This window comes from Phenylobacterium sp., from assembly GCF_036563285.1.
Classification (GTDB): domain Bacteria; phylum Pseudomonadota; class Alphaproteobacteria; order Caulobacterales; family Caulobacteraceae; genus Phenylobacterium.
On record NZ_DATCMR010000006.1, the window covers coordinates 274058 to 294236 of the forward strand.

General features: G+C 70.1%; 16 protein-coding genes and 1 tRNA gene. 5 read left to right on the forward strand and 12 right to left on the reverse strand.

What is annotated here, in order from left to right:
- Positions 1-2: 2 nt before the first annotated feature.
- Positions 3-392, reverse strand: a complete 390-nt coding sequence (locus VIL76_RS06255) for a helix-turn-helix transcriptional regulator (RefSeq protein WP_332044137.1) — start codon at positions 390-392, stop codon at positions 3-5.
- A 190-nt stretch (positions 393-582) separates the two neighbouring features.
- Between VIL76_RS06255 and VIL76_RS06260 the strand changes: the two genes are divergently transcribed.
- The 4 genes from VIL76_RS06260 to VIL76_RS06275 all read left to right on the forward strand — a co-directional run bounded on the left by VIL76_RS06260 (position 583) and on the right by VIL76_RS06275 (position 5672).
- Positions 583-1503 (forward strand): hypothetical protein, encoded by a 921-nt coding sequence (locus VIL76_RS06260; RefSeq protein ID WP_332044138.1) that lies wholly within the window; start codon positions 583-585, stop codon positions 1501-1503.
- 75 nt (positions 1504-1578) lie between these two features.
- Positions 1579-1830, forward strand: a complete 252-nt coding sequence (locus VIL76_RS06265; protein WP_332044139.1) for a hypothetical protein — start codon at positions 1579-1581, stop codon at positions 1828-1830.
- Positions 1831-1848: 18 nt separating this feature from the next.
- Complete coding sequence (locus VIL76_RS06270; RefSeq protein ID WP_332044140.1) at positions 1849-2619, forward strand: LOG family protein; 771 nt, start codon at positions 1849-1851, stop codon at positions 2617-2619.
- 158 nt (positions 2620-2777) lie between these two features.
- Positions 2778-5672: an ATP-binding protein gene (locus VIL76_RS06275; protein ID WP_332044141.1), complete on the forward strand. Its 2895-nt coding sequence runs from the start codon at positions 2778-2780 to the stop codon at positions 5670-5672.
- Here the strand turns inward: VIL76_RS06275 and VIL76_RS06280 are convergent.
- The 3 genes from VIL76_RS06280 to VIL76_RS06290 all read right to left on the reverse strand — a co-directional run bounded on the left by VIL76_RS06280 (position 5620) and on the right by VIL76_RS06290 (position 10897).
- A complete protein-coding gene (locus VIL76_RS06280) occupies positions 5620-9231 on the reverse strand; it encodes a hypothetical protein (RefSeq protein WP_332044142.1) in 3612 nt (1203 codons plus the stop codon). The two genes, VIL76_RS06275 and VIL76_RS06280, sit on opposite strands and share 53 nt — an antisense overlap.
- A 1-nt stretch (position 9232) precedes the next feature.
- Positions 9233-10048, reverse strand: coding sequence for a hypothetical protein (locus VIL76_RS06285; protein ID WP_332044143.1), 816 nt, complete (start codon positions 10046-10048; stop codon positions 9233-9235).
- 772 nt (positions 10049-10820) lie between these two features.
- Positions 10821-10897: transfer RNA gene (locus tag VIL76_RS06290), tRNA-Arg, on the reverse strand.
- Between the two features lie 79 nt (positions 10898-10976).
- Between VIL76_RS06290 and VIL76_RS06295 the strand changes: the two genes are divergently transcribed.
- On the forward strand, positions 10977-12281 hold the full coding sequence (locus tag VIL76_RS06295) for a dicarboxylate/amino acid:cation symporter (RefSeq protein WP_332044144.1): 1305 nt from the start codon (positions 10977-10979) through the stop codon (positions 12279-12281).
- A gap of 62 nt (positions 12282-12343) precedes the next feature.
- On the opposite strand, the gene VIL76_RS06300 is transcribed toward VIL76_RS06295, so the two are convergent.
- The 8 genes from VIL76_RS06300 to VIL76_RS06335 all read right to left on the reverse strand — a co-directional run bounded on the left by VIL76_RS06300 (position 12344) and on the right by VIL76_RS06335 (position 19947).
- A complete protein-coding gene (locus VIL76_RS06300) occupies positions 12344-12853 on the reverse strand; it encodes a CarD family transcriptional regulator (protein ID WP_332044145.1) in 510 nt (169 codons plus the stop codon).
- Positions 12854-13159: 306 nt separating this feature from the next.
- A complete protein-coding gene (gene fdxA, locus VIL76_RS06305; RefSeq protein WP_332044146.1) occupies positions 13160-13501 on the reverse strand; it encodes a ferredoxin FdxA in 342 nt (113 codons plus the stop codon).
- A 128-nt stretch (positions 13502-13629) separates the two neighbouring features.
- A complete protein-coding gene (locus tag VIL76_RS06310; protein WP_332044147.1) occupies positions 13630-14064 on the reverse strand; it encodes a DUF805 domain-containing protein in 435 nt (144 codons plus the stop codon).
- Between the two features lie 30 nt (positions 14065-14094).
- Positions 14095-14376, reverse strand: coding sequence for an RNA-binding S4 domain-containing protein (locus VIL76_RS06315; RefSeq protein ID WP_332044148.1), 282 nt, complete (start codon positions 14374-14376; stop codon positions 14095-14097).
- Entirely contained in the window at positions 14373-16919 is a 2547-nt protein-coding gene (locus VIL76_RS06320; RefSeq protein ID WP_332044149.1) for a helicase-related protein, read from the reverse strand. The genes VIL76_RS06315 and VIL76_RS06320 overlap by 4 nt, the downstream gene beginning before the upstream one ends.
- Before the next feature lie 163 nt (positions 16920-17082).
- Positions 17083-17826, reverse strand: a complete 744-nt coding sequence (mtnN, locus tag VIL76_RS06325) for a 5'-methylthioadenosine/S-adenosylhomocysteine nucleosidase (RefSeq protein WP_332044150.1) — start codon at positions 17824-17826, stop codon at positions 17083-17085.
- A gap of 10 nt (positions 17827-17836) precedes the next feature.
- Positions 17837-18688 (reverse strand): sucrase ferredoxin, encoded by an 852-nt coding sequence (locus VIL76_RS06330; protein WP_332044151.1) that lies wholly within the window; start codon positions 18686-18688, stop codon positions 17837-17839.
- Entirely contained in the window at positions 18685-19947 is a 1263-nt protein-coding gene (locus tag VIL76_RS06335) for a cupin domain-containing protein (protein ID WP_332044152.1), read from the reverse strand. Before VIL76_RS06335 ends, VIL76_RS06330 begins: the two co-directional genes overlap by 4 nt.
- Between the last annotated feature and the right edge of the window lie 232 nt (positions 19948-20179).

The following is a 20179-nucleotide window of genomic DNA, read 5'->3' on the forward strand; positions in this document are numbered from 1 at the left end:
CCTCAGGCGACGGGCGCGGCGTCGGTGGGCCGAGGCGCGGCGGCGTGGGCCATGGCCTTCAGGAAGCTGACCAGGGAACTGCGCGCCTCGGGGGGCAGGTTCTCGTAGGCGGCCAGGAGCTCCAATGCGCCCGGCGTGCGCATCCGGGTGAGCATGTCCAGGTCGCCGGTGGTCTCTCGGTCGGGCGCGTCCAGCACGTCCATCAGGTCGACCACCCGGCATTTGAGGGCGCGGGCGATCTGCACCAGGCGGGAGAAGGAAATCCGGTTCGCGCCGTTCTCGTATTTCTGGATCTGCTGGAAGCTCACGCCGCACTGGTCGGCGAGGGCCTCCTGCGAGATGCCGAGGGTCCGCCGGCGGATGCGGACGGCCGCGCCCAGCGCAATATCCATGGGGTCAGGCGCCTTCGTAGAAGGGTCTGTCACTCTCAATCTCCCTCGCGTCCGCAGATCTTCACGCGAATCTGCCGACCCGCCGCCTGCCGTACCGCTTAGTAAAGTCTTCTATTTCAGCTTTGAAAAGGGCGGACCCGCGTTACGCGAACGGTTTGCAACCTAGCTGCGCCTTGCGAGTTCGACGGATATGTCGGGTTCTCCTCAGGATGTGCCGGAGTTCGCCGCCCGCTTCGAGAGCGGGGAGCCGCGCCGGGGCCTGAAAGCCGGCGTGGTGGTCGGCGCTGCGCTCGCCGTCGGGCTTTCCATGGGTCTGGGCTGGTGGCTGTCCGGCGACGACCGCGGCCGCTGGGTGAGCCAGGCCGAGGCCACGCCCACGCCCGCCGCGCGTCCGGCGGAGCCGCGCGTCAGCCTGGCCGCCGCCGCCCCCGACCCGGCTCAGGTGCGCCGCGCCTACGAGGAGGTGCAGTCGGTCTATGCCGAGGGCGGCGCGCCGGCGCTCGTCGACTTCTCGCGCGAGTGCGCCGAGACCCTGGAGGGCGACGCCCGGGTCCTGGATTTCTGCCTGGCCTTCGACATGTACGCCCAGGCGCTGGCGCCCGCGACGGGCGAGGAGGCGCAGTGGTTCGCGGTCGGCGAGGCCCGCCGGCTGCGCCTGGCCGGCGCCGCCCTGCCGCCCGGGGCCGAGCCCGCAGCCAGGATCGCCGAGGTCTCCCAGCTGATGCGGCGGGCGACGGCGGCGCAGCCCGCGGCCGAGATCGAGACCCCTGAAGCGCCCGCCGTCCGCGAAGCCGCGCCCGCGCCTGAGAAGCGCGCCGCGGCGGCGCCCGCTCGCAAGGCTCCGGCGGCGAAGGCCGCCTCCCGCTGCAAGTTCGAGCCCACGCCGGCCCTGCGGATCCTTTGCGCCAACCCGCAGCTCAAGGCCGCCGACCTGCGGATGCAGCGGGCCTACCGCCGGGCCGTCGCCGCCGGCGCGGACCGCGAGATCCTCGACGGCGAGCAGGCCGCCTGGCGGGCGCTGCGCAACCGCGCCGCCAACAAGAACGAGATGGCCGCGCTGTACCGCCAGCGCATGCACGAACTCGAGCAGCACGTCGCCCGGGCCAACTGAGCCGATCTTAAGCTTCTGGTGACCGAAGCAGCGCGGAACTGGCTGTCCGCCTGCACGCCAAGCCCAGAAGGACCCATGCGCGCCAGCCAATCCCTTCCCCCCTTTGACCACGGCGCGGCCCTGCGGGTGCCGCCGCCCAACGACGTCCGCAGCTGGACCATGCTCTGGAGCTGGCTGGGCGAAGACGCCGAGGTCATCTCCGAGGGCGGAGCCGTCCAGGTCCGCACGCCGGAGGGGCCGGTGGTCGCCCATTGCGGCGACTGGATCGTGCTGTCGCACTCCGGCGCCTTCCACGTGGCGCATGTGAAGCGCACCTGCGACGCCTGAGGCGTTATAGGTCGGGCCATGCCCGACCAGACGCCCGACAACACCGCCCAGCTCGCCTCGCCGTCCTACCGGCTGGCGGCCCTCGACCAGGACTTCCTGCTCTCCGACGGGATGCGTGGCGTGCGCTTCCTCCTGGAGTTCGCCAAGGCCGACCTGGCGCTCAAGGCCTGGGGCGTGCGCTCCACGATCGTGGTCTTCGGCTCGGCGCGCGTCCGTGAGGACGGGCCCGGCGAGCAGGCCCGCTGGTATGCCGAGGCCCGGGCCTTCGGGGCAGTGGCCTCGCAGCGCGGCGGCGCCTTCCTCGAGGGCGAGCCCACCCGCGACAACGTCATCGCCACGGGCGGCGGGCCCGGGATCATGGAGGCGGCGAACCGCGGGGCCGGCGACGTGGGCGCGCCCTCTATTGGCTTCAACATCACCCTGCCGCACGAGCAGGCGCCGAACGCCTATTCGACGCCGGAGCTCACCTTCCGCTTCCACTACTTCGCCATGCGCAAGATGCACCTGGCCATGCGGGCCAACGCGCTGGTGGTGTTCCCGGGCGGCTTCGGCACCCTGGACGAGCTCTTCGAGATCCTGACCCTGCGTCAGACCGACAAGGCCGCGCCGATTCCGGTGGTGCTAGTCGACAGCGCGTACTGGACCGGCGTGATCAATTTCGAGGAGCTGCAGCGCCACGGGATGATCGCCGAGCGAGACCTCGACCTCTTCTGCTTCGCAGAGACGGCGGAGGAGGTGTGGCAGAAGCTGCTGGAGCACGGGCTGAAGCCCAACCAGCCGGTCACCTGACCCGTCAGGCCCGCTGTGACGCCGGTCACACGCGGCGCGGTTGCGCGGGCGCAGCTAGACGTGGCTAAATCGCGCGAAAGCGGGGGATCATCAATGCCGGACCGGACCCGGCGCAACGCTCGGCTGCCGAGCCCTCGACCGCTCGTGCGGAGGTCCGCATGAGGGGCGCCGGGGTGACTCCGGAACGCCGTATCGTGACGGTGCTGGCGGCCGACATCGTCGGCTCGACGCGCCACATCGCGGCCTGCGATCCCGACGACGTCCAGACCTTCTTCGACCGGTGGTTCGAGCACGTGCGCGAGACGGTGGAGCGCGCCGGGGGCGCCCTGGTGAGCTGGGAGGGCGACGGCGGCCTGGCGGTCTTCGGCTGGCCCACGCCGCTGGAGGACCACGCGGAGCACGCCTGCCGGGCGGCCTGGGACATCCAGCGCACCGCCGGCGCCCCGGGTCCGGACGGGCGGCCCGTGCAGTTCCGGGTCGCGGTCCACTCCGGCCTTGTGGCGCTCCGTATGATCCGCCGCGGCGGGCGCTCGCGCTTCGACACCGTCGGCGCGGCCGTGAACATCGCCGCCAAGCTGCAACAGGCCGCGCCGGCCGGCGGGGTGCTGGTCAGCGCCCAGACGGTCAAGCTGTGCCGCGCGGAGCTGAAGCTGGCGCCTCACGAGCTCTCGGGGGCCGGCGAGCTCGACATCGACACCTTCGTCCTGGAAGCGCGGCCGGAGGCGGCCAACGACAGCGACGTCGCCAACCGCTACCGCTCACCGATCGTCGGCCGGCGCTCGCAGCTGGCGGTGCTGCGCAGCCTGCTGCCGCGGCCGGACGGGGACAGCAGCGCCGTGGCGATCGTGGGGGAGGCCGGCATCGGCAAGAGCCGCCTGGCCGCCGCCGCCGTCTCCGAGGCGCTGGCCGGGGAGGCCAAGGCGCTGGTTTTCTTCGGCGACGCCCAGAAGCGCACGACGCCCTTCGCCGCGGCCCGTGGGCTGATCAGCGACCTCCTGCGCCCCTCCGGCGCCGGCGTCGGGGAGGCGCTCGCCGGGAGCGGGGTGGAGGAGGCGGAGGTGGCCGCCCTGGAGACCCTGCTCACGGCGCCTCCCGCCAAGCTGCGCGACAAGGCCGGCAAGCTCACCCAGCCGCAGCTCGCGCGCGCCCTGGTCAACGGCCTGCGCGCCTTGCTGGCGGACCGTCCGACCGTCCTGCTGGTCGAGGATCTTCATCTGGTCGACCCCGAAAGCCGGCAGTTCCTGAGGCTTTTGAGCGAGAGCCGCGGCCCGCAGCCGCTGTGCCTGCTGGTGACCGCCCGGCCCGAGGCCCTGGACGAGGCCTGCGAGCTGGCGCAGACGGTTCTCCAGCTCGACCCCCTGCCGCCCGCCGAGATGACCGCGTTGGGCCGCCAGCTCTGGCCCGCGGGCGAGCCGCCGGCGTGGCTGCTCGATCAGCTCGTCGACCGCGCCGAAGGCATCCCCTTCGTGCTGGAGGAGCTGATCCGCTCCGTCGAAACCAAGGAGGTCCCCGTCTTCGAGGTGCTGCCGCACAGCGTGGAGTCGGTGATCCATGCCCGCCTGCAGCGGCTCACGCCCGGCGCCAAGGTGCTCGCTCAGGCCCTGAGCCTGCTCGGCGAGGGGGGTGAGGTGGAGCTGGTGGAGACGGTGCTCGGCGCCCGCACGGGCGAGCTCTCCCGGGACTTCGAGGAGCTGGAGCGCTACGCCTTCATCCATCCAAGGTCCGGCCGGGCGGTGCGCATGCGCCACCAGATCATCGCGGAGGCCTGCGCGAACACCATCCCCCGCGAACGCCGCCGCCAGCTGCACCGCACCGCGCTCTCGGCGATCACCGCGCGATACGCCGACCTTGGCGGCCGTCACGAGCAGCTCGCCTTCCATGCCGAGGGGGCCGGTGACGACGCCCAGGCCCTGGAACACCTCTGGGAAGCCGGGCTGGAGGCGCGCCGCAACTCGGCCGCCGCCTCGCTGAACCAGATCTTCGACCGCGCGCTGGTGCTCATCGGCCGTCTCGAAGCCGCGGCCGAAGCGCGGTACCTCGATTTCGTGCTGATGGCGTTCGCCTCGGCCGTGCAGCTGGGCGAGCTCGCCAAGATGCACACCCACCTCCCGCGCATCATCGAGCTGGCGCGACGGCAGGACCGGCCGAAGCTGGTGAGCAACACGCTTTCGCAGCTGGGCATGATCTGCTGGTTCGAGGGCCGCCATCAGGAGGGGTTGAGCGCGACCGAGGAGGGGCTGGCCATCGCGCGTGAGCTGGGCTCGCCGACGCTGATCTACTCGAACGAGATCATGCGCACCAACCTGCTGCACGATACGGGCCAGGTGGCGCGGGCGATCGCCCACCAGCACGCCCTGTGCGAGATGCTGTCGGGGGAACTGGAGACGGCGCGGCTCGGGGCCCCCGCGCTTCCGTACGCGACCGCGCTGGCGTTCATGAGCTGGTACCTGATCGACGCCGGCCAGTACCGCGAAGGAGTCGACTACGGCGAGCGGGCGTTGCAGATCGCCGTCGATCCCTATTCACAGGTGATGGCGCGCAATTCGCTCGGCCGTAACCTGGTGATGCTCGAGCGGGATGGAGAAGCCATCGACTGCCTGACCGCGGCGCTCGAGATCAGCAAGTCCCATGGGTACGAGGCCATCCAGGCGAACATCCTCGGAAGCCTGAGCCTGGCGCTGGCGCGGACCGGCCGGGCGCGCGAGGCGGTGGCGTTGATCGACGACGGCCTGCGGCGGCACATCCACCTGCGCACCGGCAAGCTGGAGGTCTATCACTTCTATGCCGGCTCGGCGGAGGCGCTGGTGCGCCATGGCAGGACCGAGCAGGGTTTCGCGCGGCTGGAGGAGGCGCTGGCGATCGCGCGCGCCGTCTCCAATCCGTGCCTGATCGTCGACGGCCTGGGCATGCGGGCGCGGCTACGGGCGCAGATCGACCCGGCGGACGCGCGGGTCTCGGCGGACCTCGCCGAGCAAGCCGAGCTCTGCCGCCGTCATGGGATCATGGCTTGGGCGCCTCGGCGGACGCGTCGGCCTTTGGCTCGACCCGCGTGAACCGCGCCTTGAGGCCGATCTTGATGCCCACCAAGGTCTGAGGCTCGCCGGCCTTGCCGGCCACCCGCCGTAGTCCGCCGAGCCGCGAAGCCGCCGACAGGCACTCTTCAAGCACCGGCAGGGCCACGCGGTCCCGGCCCCAGCACTTCTTGTTGCTCCCCTCGTCCCACGTGCCGAACAGCAGGTAGTCCGTTTCCTTCCGCGGGCGAGAGCCCAGGGGCGGGGCGCCGGCGAATGGCCAGAACAGCTGCGGCATGTCGAATCGCCGCGGGTCGAGGTGAGCGGCGTTGATCAGCGTGCCGACGTACTCGCCCTTCTTGATCACGGCGGCCTTGTCCTCTGACCCTTCGGGCAGCACCGGCGGGATCACCACCGCCACCTTTTCGGCGGCCAGCTCGATGTCGCGCTCACAGCGGCGCATCCGCACGGGCACATTCGGGTTGAGGCGCTCGGCCTCGTAGATGATGCGCGTCGCGTTCACACCGAGGCCGGTCTGGTCGAGCAGCGCGCGGAGGTCGATCCGGCTCTTTAGCAACTGCTCCATCACCGAGGCGAACGTCAGCGGGATCACCGCCAGGGTGGTGCCGAGGATCTCCAGCAGGAGCAGCACGGCGTCCCGGTCGTGCTGCTTGCGCCATTCGTCGTCGGTGAATTCCTTGTAGAGGTCGCGGATCGCCGGATCCTTGTCGGCATTCTCGACGATGGCGTCGATCAGGGTCCGCTTTGGGACCTTCGCAGCCCGCGACCGCGCCTCGTCCAGCTCGAGGTCGAGGTGGTTCATCAGCTCCGCGCCGGCCTGCCGGGACACGGCCCGCAGTTCGTGGTTCTCCACGAAGTTGCCGATCAAGTCGGCCAGCAGGAAGGCCGACCAGAGCTGCATCGTCGTCTGGCCGGGGTTCTGCGGCTTCTCGCCCTTCATCGCCAGGAGCCACTCGGGCGGCAGGTCACCGACATGCTGGCGTGAGAAAGGCAGGCTCACGGCCAGCTCCGTGATCCAGCTCGGCCCCGCCACGCCATAGATGTCGCACAGGACCGCATAGGTGGCCGGAACGGCCAGGTCGCCGACAAGGTCGATGGCGCCGCCGCCGCCCGAGCGGCGCAGGCTCGCCTCGAGCCGCTTCTGCATAGTGTCGCGGACCGACTGGACAAGCGCGGTGCTTCCTTTCGCCGGGTCCTTGTCGAACTTGCCTGCCAGCGTCTGCCAGCCTGAGTTCAGCAGGGTCCACAGCCTGGTCCGGGCCGCGAAGCCGCATTTCGGGTCGGGGTCGGTGCCCACCAGAACGTCGTGTCCGCGGGTGATCGAGTGGGCGGAGGCCCGATAGGGCCAGGCCGAGACCTCGACGACGTCGCCACTGTCGCCGGCCACGAGCCGATCGCCCAGGACGCGCTGCGCGTCCTTGTGCAGGGCGATGAGCACGACCGTCTTCGGCGTGGGGTCTTCGGGATCGGTCGGCAAGCTGATCCGCACGACGCGTTGCCTGGCGAACAGGATCGCGTTCCCGGCGGCCCTGAGACGAGGCTCGTCGACAAGCGGCCGGTTCACCGCGTCGCCCATGCTGTAGCCCGCGAAGGGCAGCTCGGCCGCGGCCGGCGGAAACGTCTTGCCGATCGCAAGGTGCGCGAGCGCGGTGACCCCCGGCGTGAAGAAGTAGTCGCCGCCGCGCGTGGTGACGAACTGCGGCAGGCGTGTGATGGGCGCCGCTCGGCCGGCTTCCAGGAAGCTATCCTCGGATCGGCCGGCGTGCATGCCGGTCACCGGGCACCGCCCGAGGCCGGCTTGGCCGAGGAGCTCGCCGCCGTTGATCCAGTCGCCCTGCACCACCTCGAACTGCAGGTCGATGCGGGCGTTTTCCGCGATGAACAGGATGCCGCGCGGCGCGCCGTCCGAAGCGTCGCCTTCCTCGATCAGCGGGCCGCCGTAGCTGACCCCCCGCCGGAGTATCCGGTGCCGCCGCGCAGCGCTCCCGGCGATGTCGCGCGGGTTGGTCCGTCGGACGTGGGCGCCGAGGGGGCACTTCCGGCCGAGCGGATCCATGGCGGCGTAGCGGAAGTCGTTCAGGGCGGGGCCCGACTCGTCGGCCACCTTGGGCTGCTCGTTCGGGGCGAGGACCAGCGGCATGCCGTTCGGCCAGCGGCCGACGAACTGCGCCGCGAGCGCCATCTGCGCCGTCTTGTCCTTGGGGCGGCTGACCTCGAGGAAACTCCGGAAGCCCTGGACGTCCTGTTCCAGCTTTCGGAACACGGTAAAGGTCGACCCGAGCCGGAGGTCGGAGTTGATGGGCAGCAGGTGCGCGTCGCCGTCCTCGTCCTTCTCGCTCAGGAAGATCTCACCCGGCGCGACGGGCGTCCAGGTGGATGCGCTCGACGGCGTCGCGCCGCCGGGCGGAGGCGCCCCAAGTTTCAGATCAACGAACGGCTGGCTGATGCCGTCGCGGAAGCCGAAGTGCTCCTTGCGGTGCTCGATCGGCTCGACATTGCCGTCCTTGTCGACGCGGTACGGGTCCTGGCCAAGCTCGATGTGCACGACCTCGACGCCAGCCATCCGAAACAGCAGGCCGAGCCAGAACCGCATCCTCTGACCGTCCGGGCAGACCCGTTCGTTGAAGCGCCCAATGTCTTCCCGTAGCCGGCGCCAGAACACCTCCGGAGTGGCCGGAGGGTCCTTCGACTTCCCTTTGGCCGCCTTCGTCTCTTCTTCGTCTTCGAAGGGCGACCCGGCGCGGAAGAAGCCGTGGACGCTGCGTTGCCCGAGCTCGCCTTCCCAGTATTCGGGCGCGCTGGGACCAACGTCGTGGAGCCGGCGGGCCCGCGCGGCCATGCCCTCCTTGAAGACATCGGGGAAGGAGGCGAGCGTCACCGGGTCGAGGTTCAGCGCCTTGAGACCCTCGTAGCTGAACGAGATGTTCACGGCCGCGCGGGTGTTGAGCTTGCCGAGCGCTGCGAGCTCCTGCTGGTCGGCTTCGCTCCGGACAGCGGCGAAGCGCCCGTTCTCGATGAAGGCCGGCGCGCCCTGCCGCAGCAGTTCGTAGAGCACCAGCTTCTGCAGCACAGGCTCCTTGCCGCCGGTCTTCGGAAAGCTTCGCAGCTCGGCTTTCACGTCCTTGAGGAGGTCCTTGTACTCGGATCGCACACGACCGAGCAGCATGCCGGCGCCCGCGAGAAAGTCCGCCGCCGACTCGACCGCCGACGGCGGCGCCTTGGACGTGATCAAGGCCTGGATGCGGGAGAGCGCCTGTCTCAGCCCGCTGGCATCTGCCTTGACCAGCACCTTCAGCCAGTCGCGGAAGGCGTCAGCTGCGGGTGCGTTTTCCGGCGCGAGACCGGTGTTCAGAAGCGCCGGGTTCTCGATATCCAACTGAAAGGCGGCCCAGGCCGCCTTGTCGTCGGGCGCCGCAAGCACCGCCTGCAGACGCTGGACGGTGGCCGCCATCTCGGCCTGGGTGAGGATCCGGAAGAAGAAGAACAGCGACCAGGGCGTCTTCTGAGCCCGGACGGCGCCGGCCTGTACGTTATCGGCCAGGGCGGGGGTGCTGGCTTCGCCGACGACGGCTTCCGACATCTCAGGCCTCCTCGTCGCAGCCGTCGGGGGTCCACAGGCCACCGGCCGTGGGGAAGTTTCGGGCGTACTGCTGGTTCTCCCGCAGGAACGCGTCGAAGAGCTCGTCCATGTCCTCCACCCGCCTTCCGGTGGGCGTGCGCACGCGGGCCACGAAGGCGTCGAAGCGGGACTTGAAGACCTCCAGCTGCTTCAGCCGCGCGACGGTGAGGTCGGCGTAGGGCGCGTAGAAGAGCTGGGTGGTCATCTGGTAGCGGCGGATCCACTGCCAGAACTTCTCGAAGCTGGCGGTGCCGGGGAAGTCCTCACAGTTCTCGAAGATGCTGTCGAAGGCGCGGCCCAGCAGCCGGGCGATGTCACGGAAGTAGACCTTCAGGTCGCCGTCGAACTCGACGGTGGTGAGCACCCAGGTGCGGAAGCCGTCCGCCGGCGTCGGGCGGTTCAGCGGCGACATCCCGTCGCCGTATTCGTCGAACGGCTTTGGGATGGGGCATCCCGTGCCGTCCTGGGCGATGGTCTCTTCGACATACTGGATGCAGTCGGCCTTCGAGTAGACCAGGTACTGCTCCGGCCGGATCAGCATGATGCGGCCGAAGTGGATCGTCGGCACCGCGCCGAGCTCAGTGGGCAGGCCCTGGGCGTGGCGGGTGTTGATGTTGGCGATGGCGTCGCGGATCCGCTCTTCGTAGGTGCGCCGTTCGCCCGGCACGCAGCCCAGCTTCACCGGAGCCATCACCGCGATCTCGGTGATCCGGCCGACCGTCTTCGAACCTGCCCAGTTGAGCTTCTTCCGCTCAGCGTCGCCCCACGCACCGTCCATATCGCCCCGCCCCCGAAGCCGCGGTCTCCTGACCGCGCCAGCGCGCAATCAACAACTGCATGAGGCCGAACTTCAACCTGTTCCGCCGGAGAACTCATGATCTGTAGGCTGAGGGGAGCGCGGAGGTGTGACCCAGGTCACAGCCCGGGCGGGGCGCGGCGGCAGACCAGCTCGAGAAGGGCCAGCGCGAGAGGGACGCGACATGTCACCCGTTTGGCGGGTGGGAGCACGATCCGACCTTCGCCACCTATTCCGAACGGAGCCAGCAATACGAAACGCAGATCGCCCGCGCTCCGGGTCTCGACTATGTCGTCAGAACCCAGGCGAGAAGCCCGTAATGTTCGATGGATGCGCGGTGTGGGATCCGCAGCGCCAGCTGTTGGAGGCGAAGGGGCCGGGCTATGCCGCTTTGAGATGTGGTGGCTCGGAACCTTGGTGGATTACCAAACAATGACGATAACGACCGAGGAAGATGGCTCCGTCGCAGTGGAACTTGGGTTTGGTGACGATATCGAACCCGATGACCGTCCCATTTATTCGACGTTGTTCGCTAGCCTAGATGGCGAATTGTTCGCGTTTAACCCCGCCGCGGGGGTGGTCCACCTGAAAAGGCGAGCCCCTAAACCCAGCTCCGATGGACTGGCCTAGAGCCGGTGGCTGAACGGCGTTGCGGCCTCAGGCGCAGGAAACACAACCTCCTTGCGGTCGCAGGAGGGCCTTCGCCAATCCCTGCTGAGAAACCGAAGTTTTCAGCAGGGTGTGTTGAAGTTCGTGGCGGCCCGGGAGGGACTCGAACCCCCGACCTTGGCTTTAGGAAAGCCCTGCTCTATCCGGCTGAGCTACCGGGCCACGCGGCACGCGTGATAGCCTATGGCCGCGGGCGTGCAAACGCCGCAGAACGGCCGGCTTTGGGGGGAGACGACCGCGCATGGGCTTCCTGCGACCGCTTCGCGTGCTCTACGTCCAGGTGCTGCTGGGCGTCGTGCTCGGCATGGCGGTGGGGGCGATCTGGCCGGAGTTCGGCGCCTCGCTGAAGCCTCTGGGCGACGCCTTCATCAAGCTGATCAAGATGGCCGTGGCGCCGGTGATCTTCTGCACCGTGGCCGCCGGCATTGCGCGCATGGGCGACATGAAGGCCTTCGGCCGGCTGGGGGCGCGCACGCTTATCTATTTCGAGGTCGTCTCGACCGTGGCGCTGGTGATCGGGCTGGTGGTGGGCCGGGTGTTCCAGCCAGGCGCCGGCTTCAACGTCGACCCCGCCACCCTCGACCCAAGCGTGGCCGCCGGCTACGCCCAGAAGGCGCAGGAGGGCGAGGGGGTCGTCGACTACCTGCTGCACCTGATCCCTGACGCGTTCTTCGGCGCCTTCGCCTCGGGCAACCTCCTGCAGGTGCTGGTGATCGCGATCCTCACCGGCTTTGCCTGCACGCGGATGGGCAACTTCGGGGACAAGGTCGCCGACGTGCTCGACGACACCTCCAAGGTCTTCTTCGGGATCATCGGGGTGATCGTCAGGCTGGCGCCCATCGGGGCCTTCGGGGCCATGGCCTTCACCATCGGCCGCTACGGCCTGGACGCTCTGGTGAACCTCGGCGCGCTGATCCTCACCTTCTACGCGACCAGCCTGATCTTCGTGCTGGTGGTGCTGGGCGCCATCGCCGCCTGGGCCGGGTTCTCGATCCTGAAGTTCATCCGCTACATCCGGGAGGAGCTGCTGATCGTACTCGGCACCTCCTCCTCGGAGTCGGTGCTGCCGCAGATGATGCGCCGGCTGGAGAAGCTGGGGGCGGGGAAGGGGACCGTCGGCCTGGTCATCCCCACCGGCTATTCATTCAACCTCGACGGCACCAACATCTACATGACGCTGGCCACCCTGTTCCTGGCCCAGGCCACGAACACGGAGATGACGCTCGCCCAGCAGCTGACCCTGCTCGGCGTCGCCATGCTGACCTCGAAGGGCGCCAGCGGGGTGACGGGGGCGGGGTTCATCACGCTGGCGGCCACGCTCGCGGTGATCCCGGATCTGCCGATCGCGGCGCTCGCCCTGCTGGTGGGGATCGACCGCTTCATGAGCGAGTGCCGGGCGCTCACCAACCTGGTGGGCAATGGCGTCGCCACCCTGGTGATCGCCCGCTGGGAAGGCGACCTCGACAAGGACCGGATGCGCGAGGAGCTGGACCGCGGGCCGCAGCCCGACGCCGACCCGCTGCTGGCGACGGCGGAGGAAGACTGAGCGCATACGAAAACGCCCGCCGTTTCCGGCGGGCGTCTCGTACGCGGTACTGTTCGGTTGGCTTAGGCGGCGACCGCCTTCACCAGCGACTTGTTGAGCAGGCTGATGGCCGCGTCGCGGTCGATCCGCTCGATGGCGGCGACCTCGCGGGCCATGCGGTCCAGGGCGGACTCGTACAGCTGGCGCTCGGAATAGGACTGCTCGGGCTGGTTCTCGGCGCGGTGCAGGTCGCGCACGACCTCGGCTATGGAGATCAGGTCGCCCGAGTTGATCTTGGCTTCGTACTCCTGGGCGCGGCGCGACCACATGGTGCGCTTCACGCGGGCGCGGCCCTTCAGGGTGGTGAGCGCCTGGGAGACCACATTGCCTTCGGCCAGCGGGCGCAGGCCCGCGGTCTTCGCCTTGGCGGTGGGAACGCGCAGCGTCATCTTCTCGTGGTCGAAGGTGATGACGTAGACCTCAAGCTTCAGACCGGCGACTTCCTGGGTCTCGATCCCCTGCACCTGCCCGACACCGTGCGCCGGGTAGACGACGTGATCGCCGACCGAGAAATCATGACCGTTCTTGCTCATCGCGAACCCTCTCGAAATATCTGTCCGGCCTGCCAGGGCCTTCGACTACAGGCGTCCGTTCAAGCGACGACGTCACGCGTTCCGCAACAAGGTCCGCGGCGGCTTCGTCGATTGGCGGAAAGTAGAACCTCTTAAGACACCCTTCGCCTTGGCCGGACCTTCCGACCCGGCTGGCGCTTCTTCAGGAAGACGGGCGAGAGCAAGGCCTCATCGCCGCGTCCGGCGGAGTGTCTAGCACAAAATTAAGCCGAATGAAAGGGTTGGAGCGACGGTTGGACCGCCAAGCTCCCGTGCAGTTGGTTAAGCTTAAGAGCCGCGGCCCGGTTTCTCGGAGAAATATTTCTCCAGCTTGCCGGTTTCGCGCTCGAACTGCTCGGCGTCGGCCGGCGGTTCGCCCTTAACGGTGATATTTGGCCAGACCTTCGAATACTCGGAGTTGATCCGCAGCCACTTGCCGTCCGGGTCGTCCTCGGTGTCGGGCTTGATGGCGTCCACCGGGCACTCCGGCTCGCAGACGCCGCAGTCGATGCACTCGTCCGGATTGATCGCCAGGAAGTTCTCGCCCTCGTAGAAGCAGTCTACCGGGCAGACCTCCACGCAGTCCATGAACTTACATTTGATGCAGGGATCCATCACGATGTAGGTCATGGCGGACGCGTAGACTCCGGCTTCGGCTCCCCCCCGAGGGGCGCCGGTTTGTTACGGCGGGGGGCGCGCTTGTCAATGCTGCCGGCCACGCACGCGCGCTCAGGAATTCTGCAGACGCCTGAAGCGGCCTAGCTGAACGTCTCAGCCGGATTGGGCCTGCCGGGCGGCGGGCCGTACTCATTGCGGTCATTCTCACCCGGCAGGACACCCAGAGTGATCACTGCGCCCAGGAACGGCAGCACCCCGAGCAACGCCCCGATCTCGCCCCCGAAGGCCGCAGCCAGGCCAGCGATGATGTTGCCGCCGAAGTTGATGACCGGCGCCCACCAGCCGGAGTGGCCGAGGTCGTGCAGACGGCGGATGAAGGCGACGAGGATCAGGATGCTGAGCAGGATGCTTACCACCATCATGCCCATCGCTCCGAGGATGCCACTGGCGAGGAAGGCGGGGATCACCCAGAACCAGTACTCGCGGCGCCCCGCCCGGCCGTCAAACCAGCCCCCCACGCCCTTCTTCCGCGGCTCGGCCCCGCCGCCGGCGATATCCCTTAGTCGATCGCTCATGATGTCCCCCGCTCCTCGGGGGACGATGCCTCAGCTTGGCTGTAGCGTCGAGTAGAGCAGGCGGGCCTCCGCTGGCGGGCCGCGGCGCTCGCCCAGGCCCTCGACGGTCACGGCGATCAGCCGGCCGCCGACGGCGAAGACCAGCTGGTCGCCGATCTTCACCGGACGAGAGGGCTTGTCGAGCCGGCTCTCCTGCCCCGAGCGGGTGAGGCGCACGCGGCCCTCCTCCACGAACTTGGCCGACATCGAGCGCGTCTTGAAGAAGCGCGCCCGCCAGAGCCAGACGTCCACCCGGGCGGCGTCGTCGGTCATGCGACGGCCTTGGGTTTGCGACGCCGCGGCCGCCGTCGGGCAGGCGCGGCGGCCGGCTGGGCGGCGAGGGCGGCCAGGGCGGCGAAGGGCGAGTGCGGCCGCGGCGCGGCCACGGGCGCGGGCTTCTCGGCGCGCCGACGCCAGGCGAGCGGTTGGCCCTCCTTGGGTTTCGAGGTGGGTGCGAAGCCCAGACCGCGCAGGATCTCCCTGGCCTCGGCTTCGCTCCAGCCGAGCTCCTCGCGGGCCTGGTCCGAGAGCACGCTGCCGCCGGCCTGCTTGGGGCCCTCGCGCAGGAGCTCGTCCAGCCGCTCGAGTTCCTCGACCGGGACGGCATGGTCGCGCACCGCGCGGACGCCGTAGGCGGACAGCGCCCGCGCCGATGGCGCCGGCTGCGGCAGCCGGCTGAGCCCCTTGGCCTGGGGACGCCAGTCCGCCGTCTCGCGGGCGGAGAAGGCCTGGGCGAGGGCGCGGGCCTGCGGCTTCAGTAGCCCCGGCATGAAGATGGAGAAGGCGCCCAGCCGTACGCCGAGGCTGCGCAGGACCCGGCGCTCGACCTGGCTGAGCTGCTTCGCCTCGCCGCGGACCACCGACCTGTCCAGCACTCCGCCGTTCTCGATGATCCGATAGGCGATGCCGCGCGCCAGCCCCTTGATCCGGCCGTCGGCGACCGCCGCCTCCAGCTTGCGCAGCGGGCCCAGCCGCCGCGCGGCCTCGCCGGCGGCGAAGGCCTCGAGCCGGCGCGCCGCCCGCTGGCGGGCCGCGTCGTGGCCCAGCTCGCCGTAGAGCCGCACACGCGGCTGGAAGGGCTCGCCGCCGCTGATCGCCCCGGCCGCTTCCCCGCGCCACAGCACGACGCCGTCGGGCGTGAGCGAGAAAGCCTCGTCCGGCTCGGCCGCCAGCTGGCCCAGCCGCCGCGAGATCTCCGGCCCCACGGCATGGTTGGCGGCGGCCCGCAGCGCCTTCTCCTCCAGCACCGATGAGCCTTGCGCGGCCTCGAAGGTGACGCCGGTCAGCTTGCCGACGTAGTGGCCCTCGATGGTCACCGCCCCGTCGGCCGCGACGCCGGCCAGCATGTCCTCGCGGACCCGCAGGCCTCGCATCAGGGCGCTGGTCCGCCGGTCGACGAAGCGGGCCATCAGCCGCTCGTGCAGGGTGTCGGAGAGCCGATCTTCCAGCTGGCGCGTCTTACCCTGCCAGCCGGCGGGGTCGGCCAGCCAGTCGGGCCGGTTCGCCACGTAGGCGAGCGTGCGGACGCTGGAGAGCCGGGCGGCCAGGGCGTCGATGTCGCCGTCGGTACGGTCCAGGTGGCCGTACTGCTTGGCGATCCAGTCCTCGGCGATGCGTCGCCGGCCAGAGGTCAGCTGGAAGAAGAAGTCCTTCACCAGCCCGACGTGCTCGTCGGTGGCGACCTTGCGGAAGTCCGGCGTCTGGCAGACGTCCCACAGGCGGAAGAGGTTGGTCCGGTCGCGGGTGCGGTGCGCGACGTCGGGGTCGGCGGCGAGTTGGCGCAGGGTGGTCTCGTCCAGCGCCTCTTGCGAGAGCTTCAGGCCCTCGCGGTCCGGCGTCTGGGCCAGCGACCGCATCAGGTTCGGCAGGCTGTCGAAGTCGAGCTTGGAATTGCGCCATTCGGCGCCCAGCACCGGCTCGAACCGGTGCTGCTCGACCGCCTCGACGAGGTCGACGTCGATGTCCTCGGCCTCCCCGGTGACGCCGAAGGTGCCGTCCTTCTGATAACGGCCCGCGCGGCCGGCGATCTGGCCGATCTCCTGCGGGTAGAGCCAGCGGGTGCGCTTGCCGTCGAACTTCCGCAAGCCTGCGAACGCCACATGGTCGACGTCCATGTTCAGGCCCATGCCGATGGCGTCCGTGGCCACCAGGAAGTCGACCTCGCCGGACTGGTAGAGCTCCACTTGGGCGTTGCGGGTGCGGGGTGAGAGGCTCCCCATCACCACGGCGGCCCCGCCGCGCTGGCGGCGGATCAGCTCGGCGATCGCGTAGACGTTTTCCGCCGAGAAGGCGACGACGGCCGAGCGCCTGGGCAGGCGGGTGAGCTTCTTGGGCCCGGCGTAGGTGAGGCTGGAGAACCGCTCGCGGGTCACGATCTCGGCGTGCGGCAGGAGCCGGCGGACCAGCGGCGCCATCGTGGCCGCGCCCATCAGCATGGTCTCGCACGTGCCGCGGGCGTGCAGCAGGCGGTGGGTGAAGACGTGGCCGCGCTCGGGGTCGGCGCAGAGCTGGATCTCGTCAACCGCCAGGAACTCCACCTCGCGCGAGAGCGGCATCGCCTCGACCGTGCAGACGAAATAGTGGGGCCTGGGCGGGATGATCTTCTCCTCGCCGGTGATCAGGGCGACCGAGCGGGCGCCGCGGGCCTTGACGATCCGGTCGTAGATCTCGCGCGCCAGCAGCCGCAGCGGCAGGCCGATCATGCCGGAGGCATGGCCCAGCATCCGCTCCACCGCCAGGTGGGTCTTGCCGGTGTTGGTGGGGCCCAGCACCGCCACGAGGCGCGGAGGGGCCGCGCCAGAAGGACGGTCGCTCATGTTGAGAAAATGGGGTTCGGCGAAGTGTCGGACAAGCGAGGCCGTGAGGGGATCAGGAGAAGGGCAGGAAAAGAGCCAGATCCGGCCAACGCTTTCGAACTCCTACGCAATTACCTGCACTATGGGAAAGGACGCGCGGCCAGCTCGTCCGTTCCCAGAGCACTCATTTGATCTTCCGCTCCTCCTCGAAGATGTCGAGGAGCTCAATGACGCAGAGGGCCGAATTCGCCGCCGCCATGGCGGCCATCTCGGGGTAGGTGAGGTGGCTCTCCTCGCCCGCCAGGTCCGAGAGCGTGCGGATCACGTAGAGGGGCTTGCCCCACGCCTGCGCGACCTCGTGTACGGCGCCGGATTCCATGTCGATGGCCTCCGCGCGCAGGTTGGCCCTGAGCTCGCCGCGGGTCTGGGCGCAGTTGAGGAAGTAGTCGCCCGTCACCACCCCGCCGAGACGCACCGGCCCCTCCAGCTGCGGGCGCACGCGTTCGGCGAGGGCGTGGAAATGGCGGACCACCTCGGCCTGCGCGGGGAGCAGCTCCGTCAGGGGCGGCGCGCCGACGGGGATGACGCCATACGCCGTGGCGGTGAGCTTGCCGCCGGAGACGATGCCGTAGTCGTGGATCGCCAGCCGCTCGGCGAACAGCACCGTGCCCACCGGCAGGTCCGGGTCCAGCCCGCCCGCCACGCCGGAGAAGATCAGCCGCTCCGCCTCGAACCGGTCCAGGAGCAGGGTCGCGGCGGCCGCGGCGTTGACCTTGCCGATGCCGGCCTGCGCCAGGGCGATCTCGGCGCCGCGGCGGACGCCGGTCCAGACGCGGGTGGGCCCGTGGCTGCGGGCCTCCGGACGCAGGTGCAGCCGCTCGGCGAGCGCGCTCAGCTCCTCGGGCGTGGCGCAGAGAATCCCATACATCCCCCCGAGCTTAAGGGGCCGCCGGCGCCCCCGCCACATAGACCGTGCGGCGCGCCTTGGACCGGCGGTGGACCTCGAGGTGGTCGCAGCTGGCGACGAAGTCGATCTCAGCCTGGTCCAGGCTCACCCGGAAGCTGAGCCCGAGATCCGTCGCTGTGGCCTCGACCTGGTGCGGCGCCAGCGCCTCGACCTGAAGCGGCGTCGTGCCGTGGTTCAGCAGCCCGTCGCGGGCGAGGCCGGCGCGCGCGACCTGAGCGAGCGGGGTGTCGTACACCCGGCCGCGGTAGATCGCCGGCGCGATCCGTCCCGCGGCTTCGGCCGCGCCGAGGTCGCCCAGGTCCACGGTGTCGAGGTGCGCGTACATGCTGCCTGACGGGAAGACGAGGCCGGTGGCGGCGAAGCGGTCGCCGCCCAGGTGAGAGCATTCCAGCGGCTGGAACGGGAAGCGGCCCTGAGCGTGGAGCGCCGAGGCCCGGGAGAACACCGCATAGCCCCACTTGGCGCAGCAGCGCTCGCGCTTGCCCTGTGTGCAGACGGCGAAACGCGGCGCCTCGTCGGCGAGCACGGGCCAGCGGCGGCTGACCGTCTCGAGCAGGGGCTCCAAACCGGCCGCGGCGGTCGGACCCCGGTAGACGAGCGCGGCCTCGATACCAGGCTGCGGGTTGTAGAGGCGCGTGACCACGCCGCCTGCACGGGCGGCGCGGATCGCCTCCAGCTCCTCCGGCGAGGCCCAGCGGGCGTTGAACTCGCGCTCGCCCCAAAGGCGCTTGGCGACGGGCAGGAAGACATAGGCCTGGGCGCGGACGCCCGTGCCGGCGCGCGGCTCCCCGGCGGCGATGCACTCCCGCGAGCAGAAGTTCATGGACGCCGGGCTGCCAGGACGCCGCGGCCGATCAACTCGTGCACCAGGTCGTCGGCCAGGGGTCGCTCCCGCTCGGCCATCAGGTCGCGAAACTCCGCGAGGGTGACCGTCTGCCGGTCAGCCAGGCGGCGCAGCGCGGGCGCGAGCTCCTCGGCGAGGGTGAAGTCGACGCCGCGCCAGCGTAGCACCACGTAGCCGGCGCCTTCAGCGGGGCGGAGGGTGGCGGGTCCGTCGGCCAGGGTGAGGCGCGTCCCGGGATCGAGGGGCTCGTGCGGCTGCCCGATCAGGGGGAAGGACAGCTTCGGCCGCTGCGCCTGGGCGGCCTCCACATGCCGCCGGTAGGCCCGCGCCAGCTCGGCCGGATCGCTGTCGCCGATGGACCGAAGCAGGTCTGCGAGCCGGTCCGCCATGGCGGGATCCCCCTGTTCGAACGGCAGGTCGGCGCGGAAGGCCGCGTCCGAGACACTCCGGTCGGCCAGCCAGTGCAGGAAGTCTGCGCCCGTCTTGCGGGTCAGCCCGATGGTCAGGTGCAGGGTAGGCTCGCCGCAGCCGACCGCGGCATGCCAGTATCCGCGCGGCAGGTAGAGCAGGTCGCCGGCCTCCAGCACGATCTCTTTGATCGGGGCTGACGGCTTCGGATGCTCGGCGTGGAAATCGAGGCGTGTCGGCGAGGCCCGCCTCGGTCCGTAGAGCCGCCACGTCTTGCGGCCTTCCACCTGCAGCACGAAGACGTCGTGGTCGTCCCAATGGATGTCGAATCCCTGGGTCGTGCCCCAGCAGGCGTAGAGGTTCGCCTGGACCGCGCAGGTGTAGTCGGCCGCCAGGCCGGCGCACAGGCGCTGCAGCGGCGGGCTCAGCTCGTGGGCGGCGTCAAGGATCAGGGTCGCGCCGTCGCGGAGCGCCCCATTCAGGCCCGCCACGTCGAGGTCGTAGAGGCTCTCGCCGCGCCGTGTGCGCCGGGGTTTGCCGGCGCTCCTGGTGACGTCCTGGCCGGCGCGTTCCAGCCGCAGGCGCGGCGGCCCCAGCCGGTGCTCGGCAAGGGCCGCGTTCAGCCTCTCCCAGCCGAAGTAGGCGCGCGCGGCCGCGGGCTCGAGGCGGATGCGCCAGACGTCGCGGCCGAAGGACGTGGCCAGGAAGTCGGCGGCGGCGGCCTGGCCGATCAGCTCGGCCAGGGCCCTCGGCGGCTCAGCGGGGGGTGGAGTCGGTCCCGTCCGTTCCGTCGGAATCGGTCCCGTCCGTGCCGTCGGAGTCGGCGCCATCGGTTCCGTCGGAATCGTTTCCGTCGGTCCCGTCGCTTCCGTCACCCGCATCGCCATCGGTCCCATCTGAGTCGCGTGGATCGGCGGCCTGAACACTCAGGCCGGGGTTCGGGGGCTCCTCGATCCCGGCAAGCAGGGTCGAGCGTTCCGGAACGTCGTCTTGGCCCATAGGGGATCCCTCATTCGCCGAGCGGGCAAGGGGAGGGGCCGCTCGCATGACCACAACTCGCCG

Coding starts and splice junctions, on each gene's coding strand:
- VIL76_RS06255 (WP_332044137.1), bottom strand. CDS start 392: ATGGATATTGCGCTGGGCGCGGCCGTCCGCATCCGCCGGCGGACCCTC.
- VIL76_RS06260 (WP_332044138.1), top strand. CDS start 583: ATGTCGGGTTCTCCTCAGGATGTGCCGGAGTTCGCCGCCCGCTTCGAG.
- VIL76_RS06265 (WP_332044139.1), top strand. CDS start 1,579: ATGCGCGCCAGCCAATCCCTTCCCCCCTTTGACCACGGCGCGGCCCTG.
- VIL76_RS06270 (WP_332044140.1), top strand. CDS start 1,849: ATGCCCGACCAGACGCCCGACAACACCGCCCAGCTCGCCTCGCCGTCC.
- VIL76_RS06275 (WP_332044141.1), top strand. CDS start 2,778: ATGAGGGGCGCCGGGGTGACTCCGGAACGCCGTATCGTGACGGTGCTG.
- VIL76_RS06280 (WP_332044142.1), bottom strand. CDS start 9,231: ATGTCGGAAGCCGTCGTCGGCGAAGCCAGCACCCCCGCCCTGGCCGAT.
- VIL76_RS06285 (WP_332044143.1), bottom strand. CDS start 10,048: ATGGACGGTGCGTGGGGCGACGCTGAGCGGAAGAAGCTCAACTGGGCA.
- VIL76_RS06295 (WP_332044144.1), top strand. CDS start 10,977: ATGGGCTTCCTGCGACCGCTTCGCGTGCTCTACGTCCAGGTGCTGCTG.
- VIL76_RS06300 (WP_332044145.1), bottom strand. CDS start 12,853: ATGAGCAAGAACGGTCATGATTTCTCGGTCGGCGATCACGTCGTCTAC.
- fdxA (WP_332044146.1), bottom strand. CDS start 13,501: ATGACCTACATCGTGATGGATCCCTGCATCAAATGTAAGTTCATGGAC.
- VIL76_RS06310 (WP_332044147.1), bottom strand. CDS start 14,064: ATGAGCGATCGACTAAGGGATATCGCCGGCGGCGGGGCCGAGCCGCGG.
- VIL76_RS06315 (WP_332044148.1), bottom strand. CDS start 14,376: ATGACCGACGACGCCGCCCGGGTGGACGTCTGGCTCTGGCGGGCGCGC.
- VIL76_RS06320 (WP_332044149.1), bottom strand. CDS start 16,919: ATGAGCGACCGTCCTTCTGGCGCGGCCCCTCCGCGCCTCGTGGCGGTG.
- mtnN (WP_332044150.1), bottom strand. CDS start 17,826: ATGTATGGGATTCTCTGCGCCACGCCCGAGGAGCTGAGCGCGCTCGCC.
- VIL76_RS06330 (WP_332044151.1), bottom strand. CDS start 18,688: ATGAACTTCTGCTCGCGGGAGTGCATCGCCGCCGGGGAGCCGCGCGCC.
- VIL76_RS06335 (WP_332044152.1), bottom strand. CDS start 19,947: ATGGCGCCGACTCCGACGGCACGGACGGGACCGATTCCGACGGAACGG.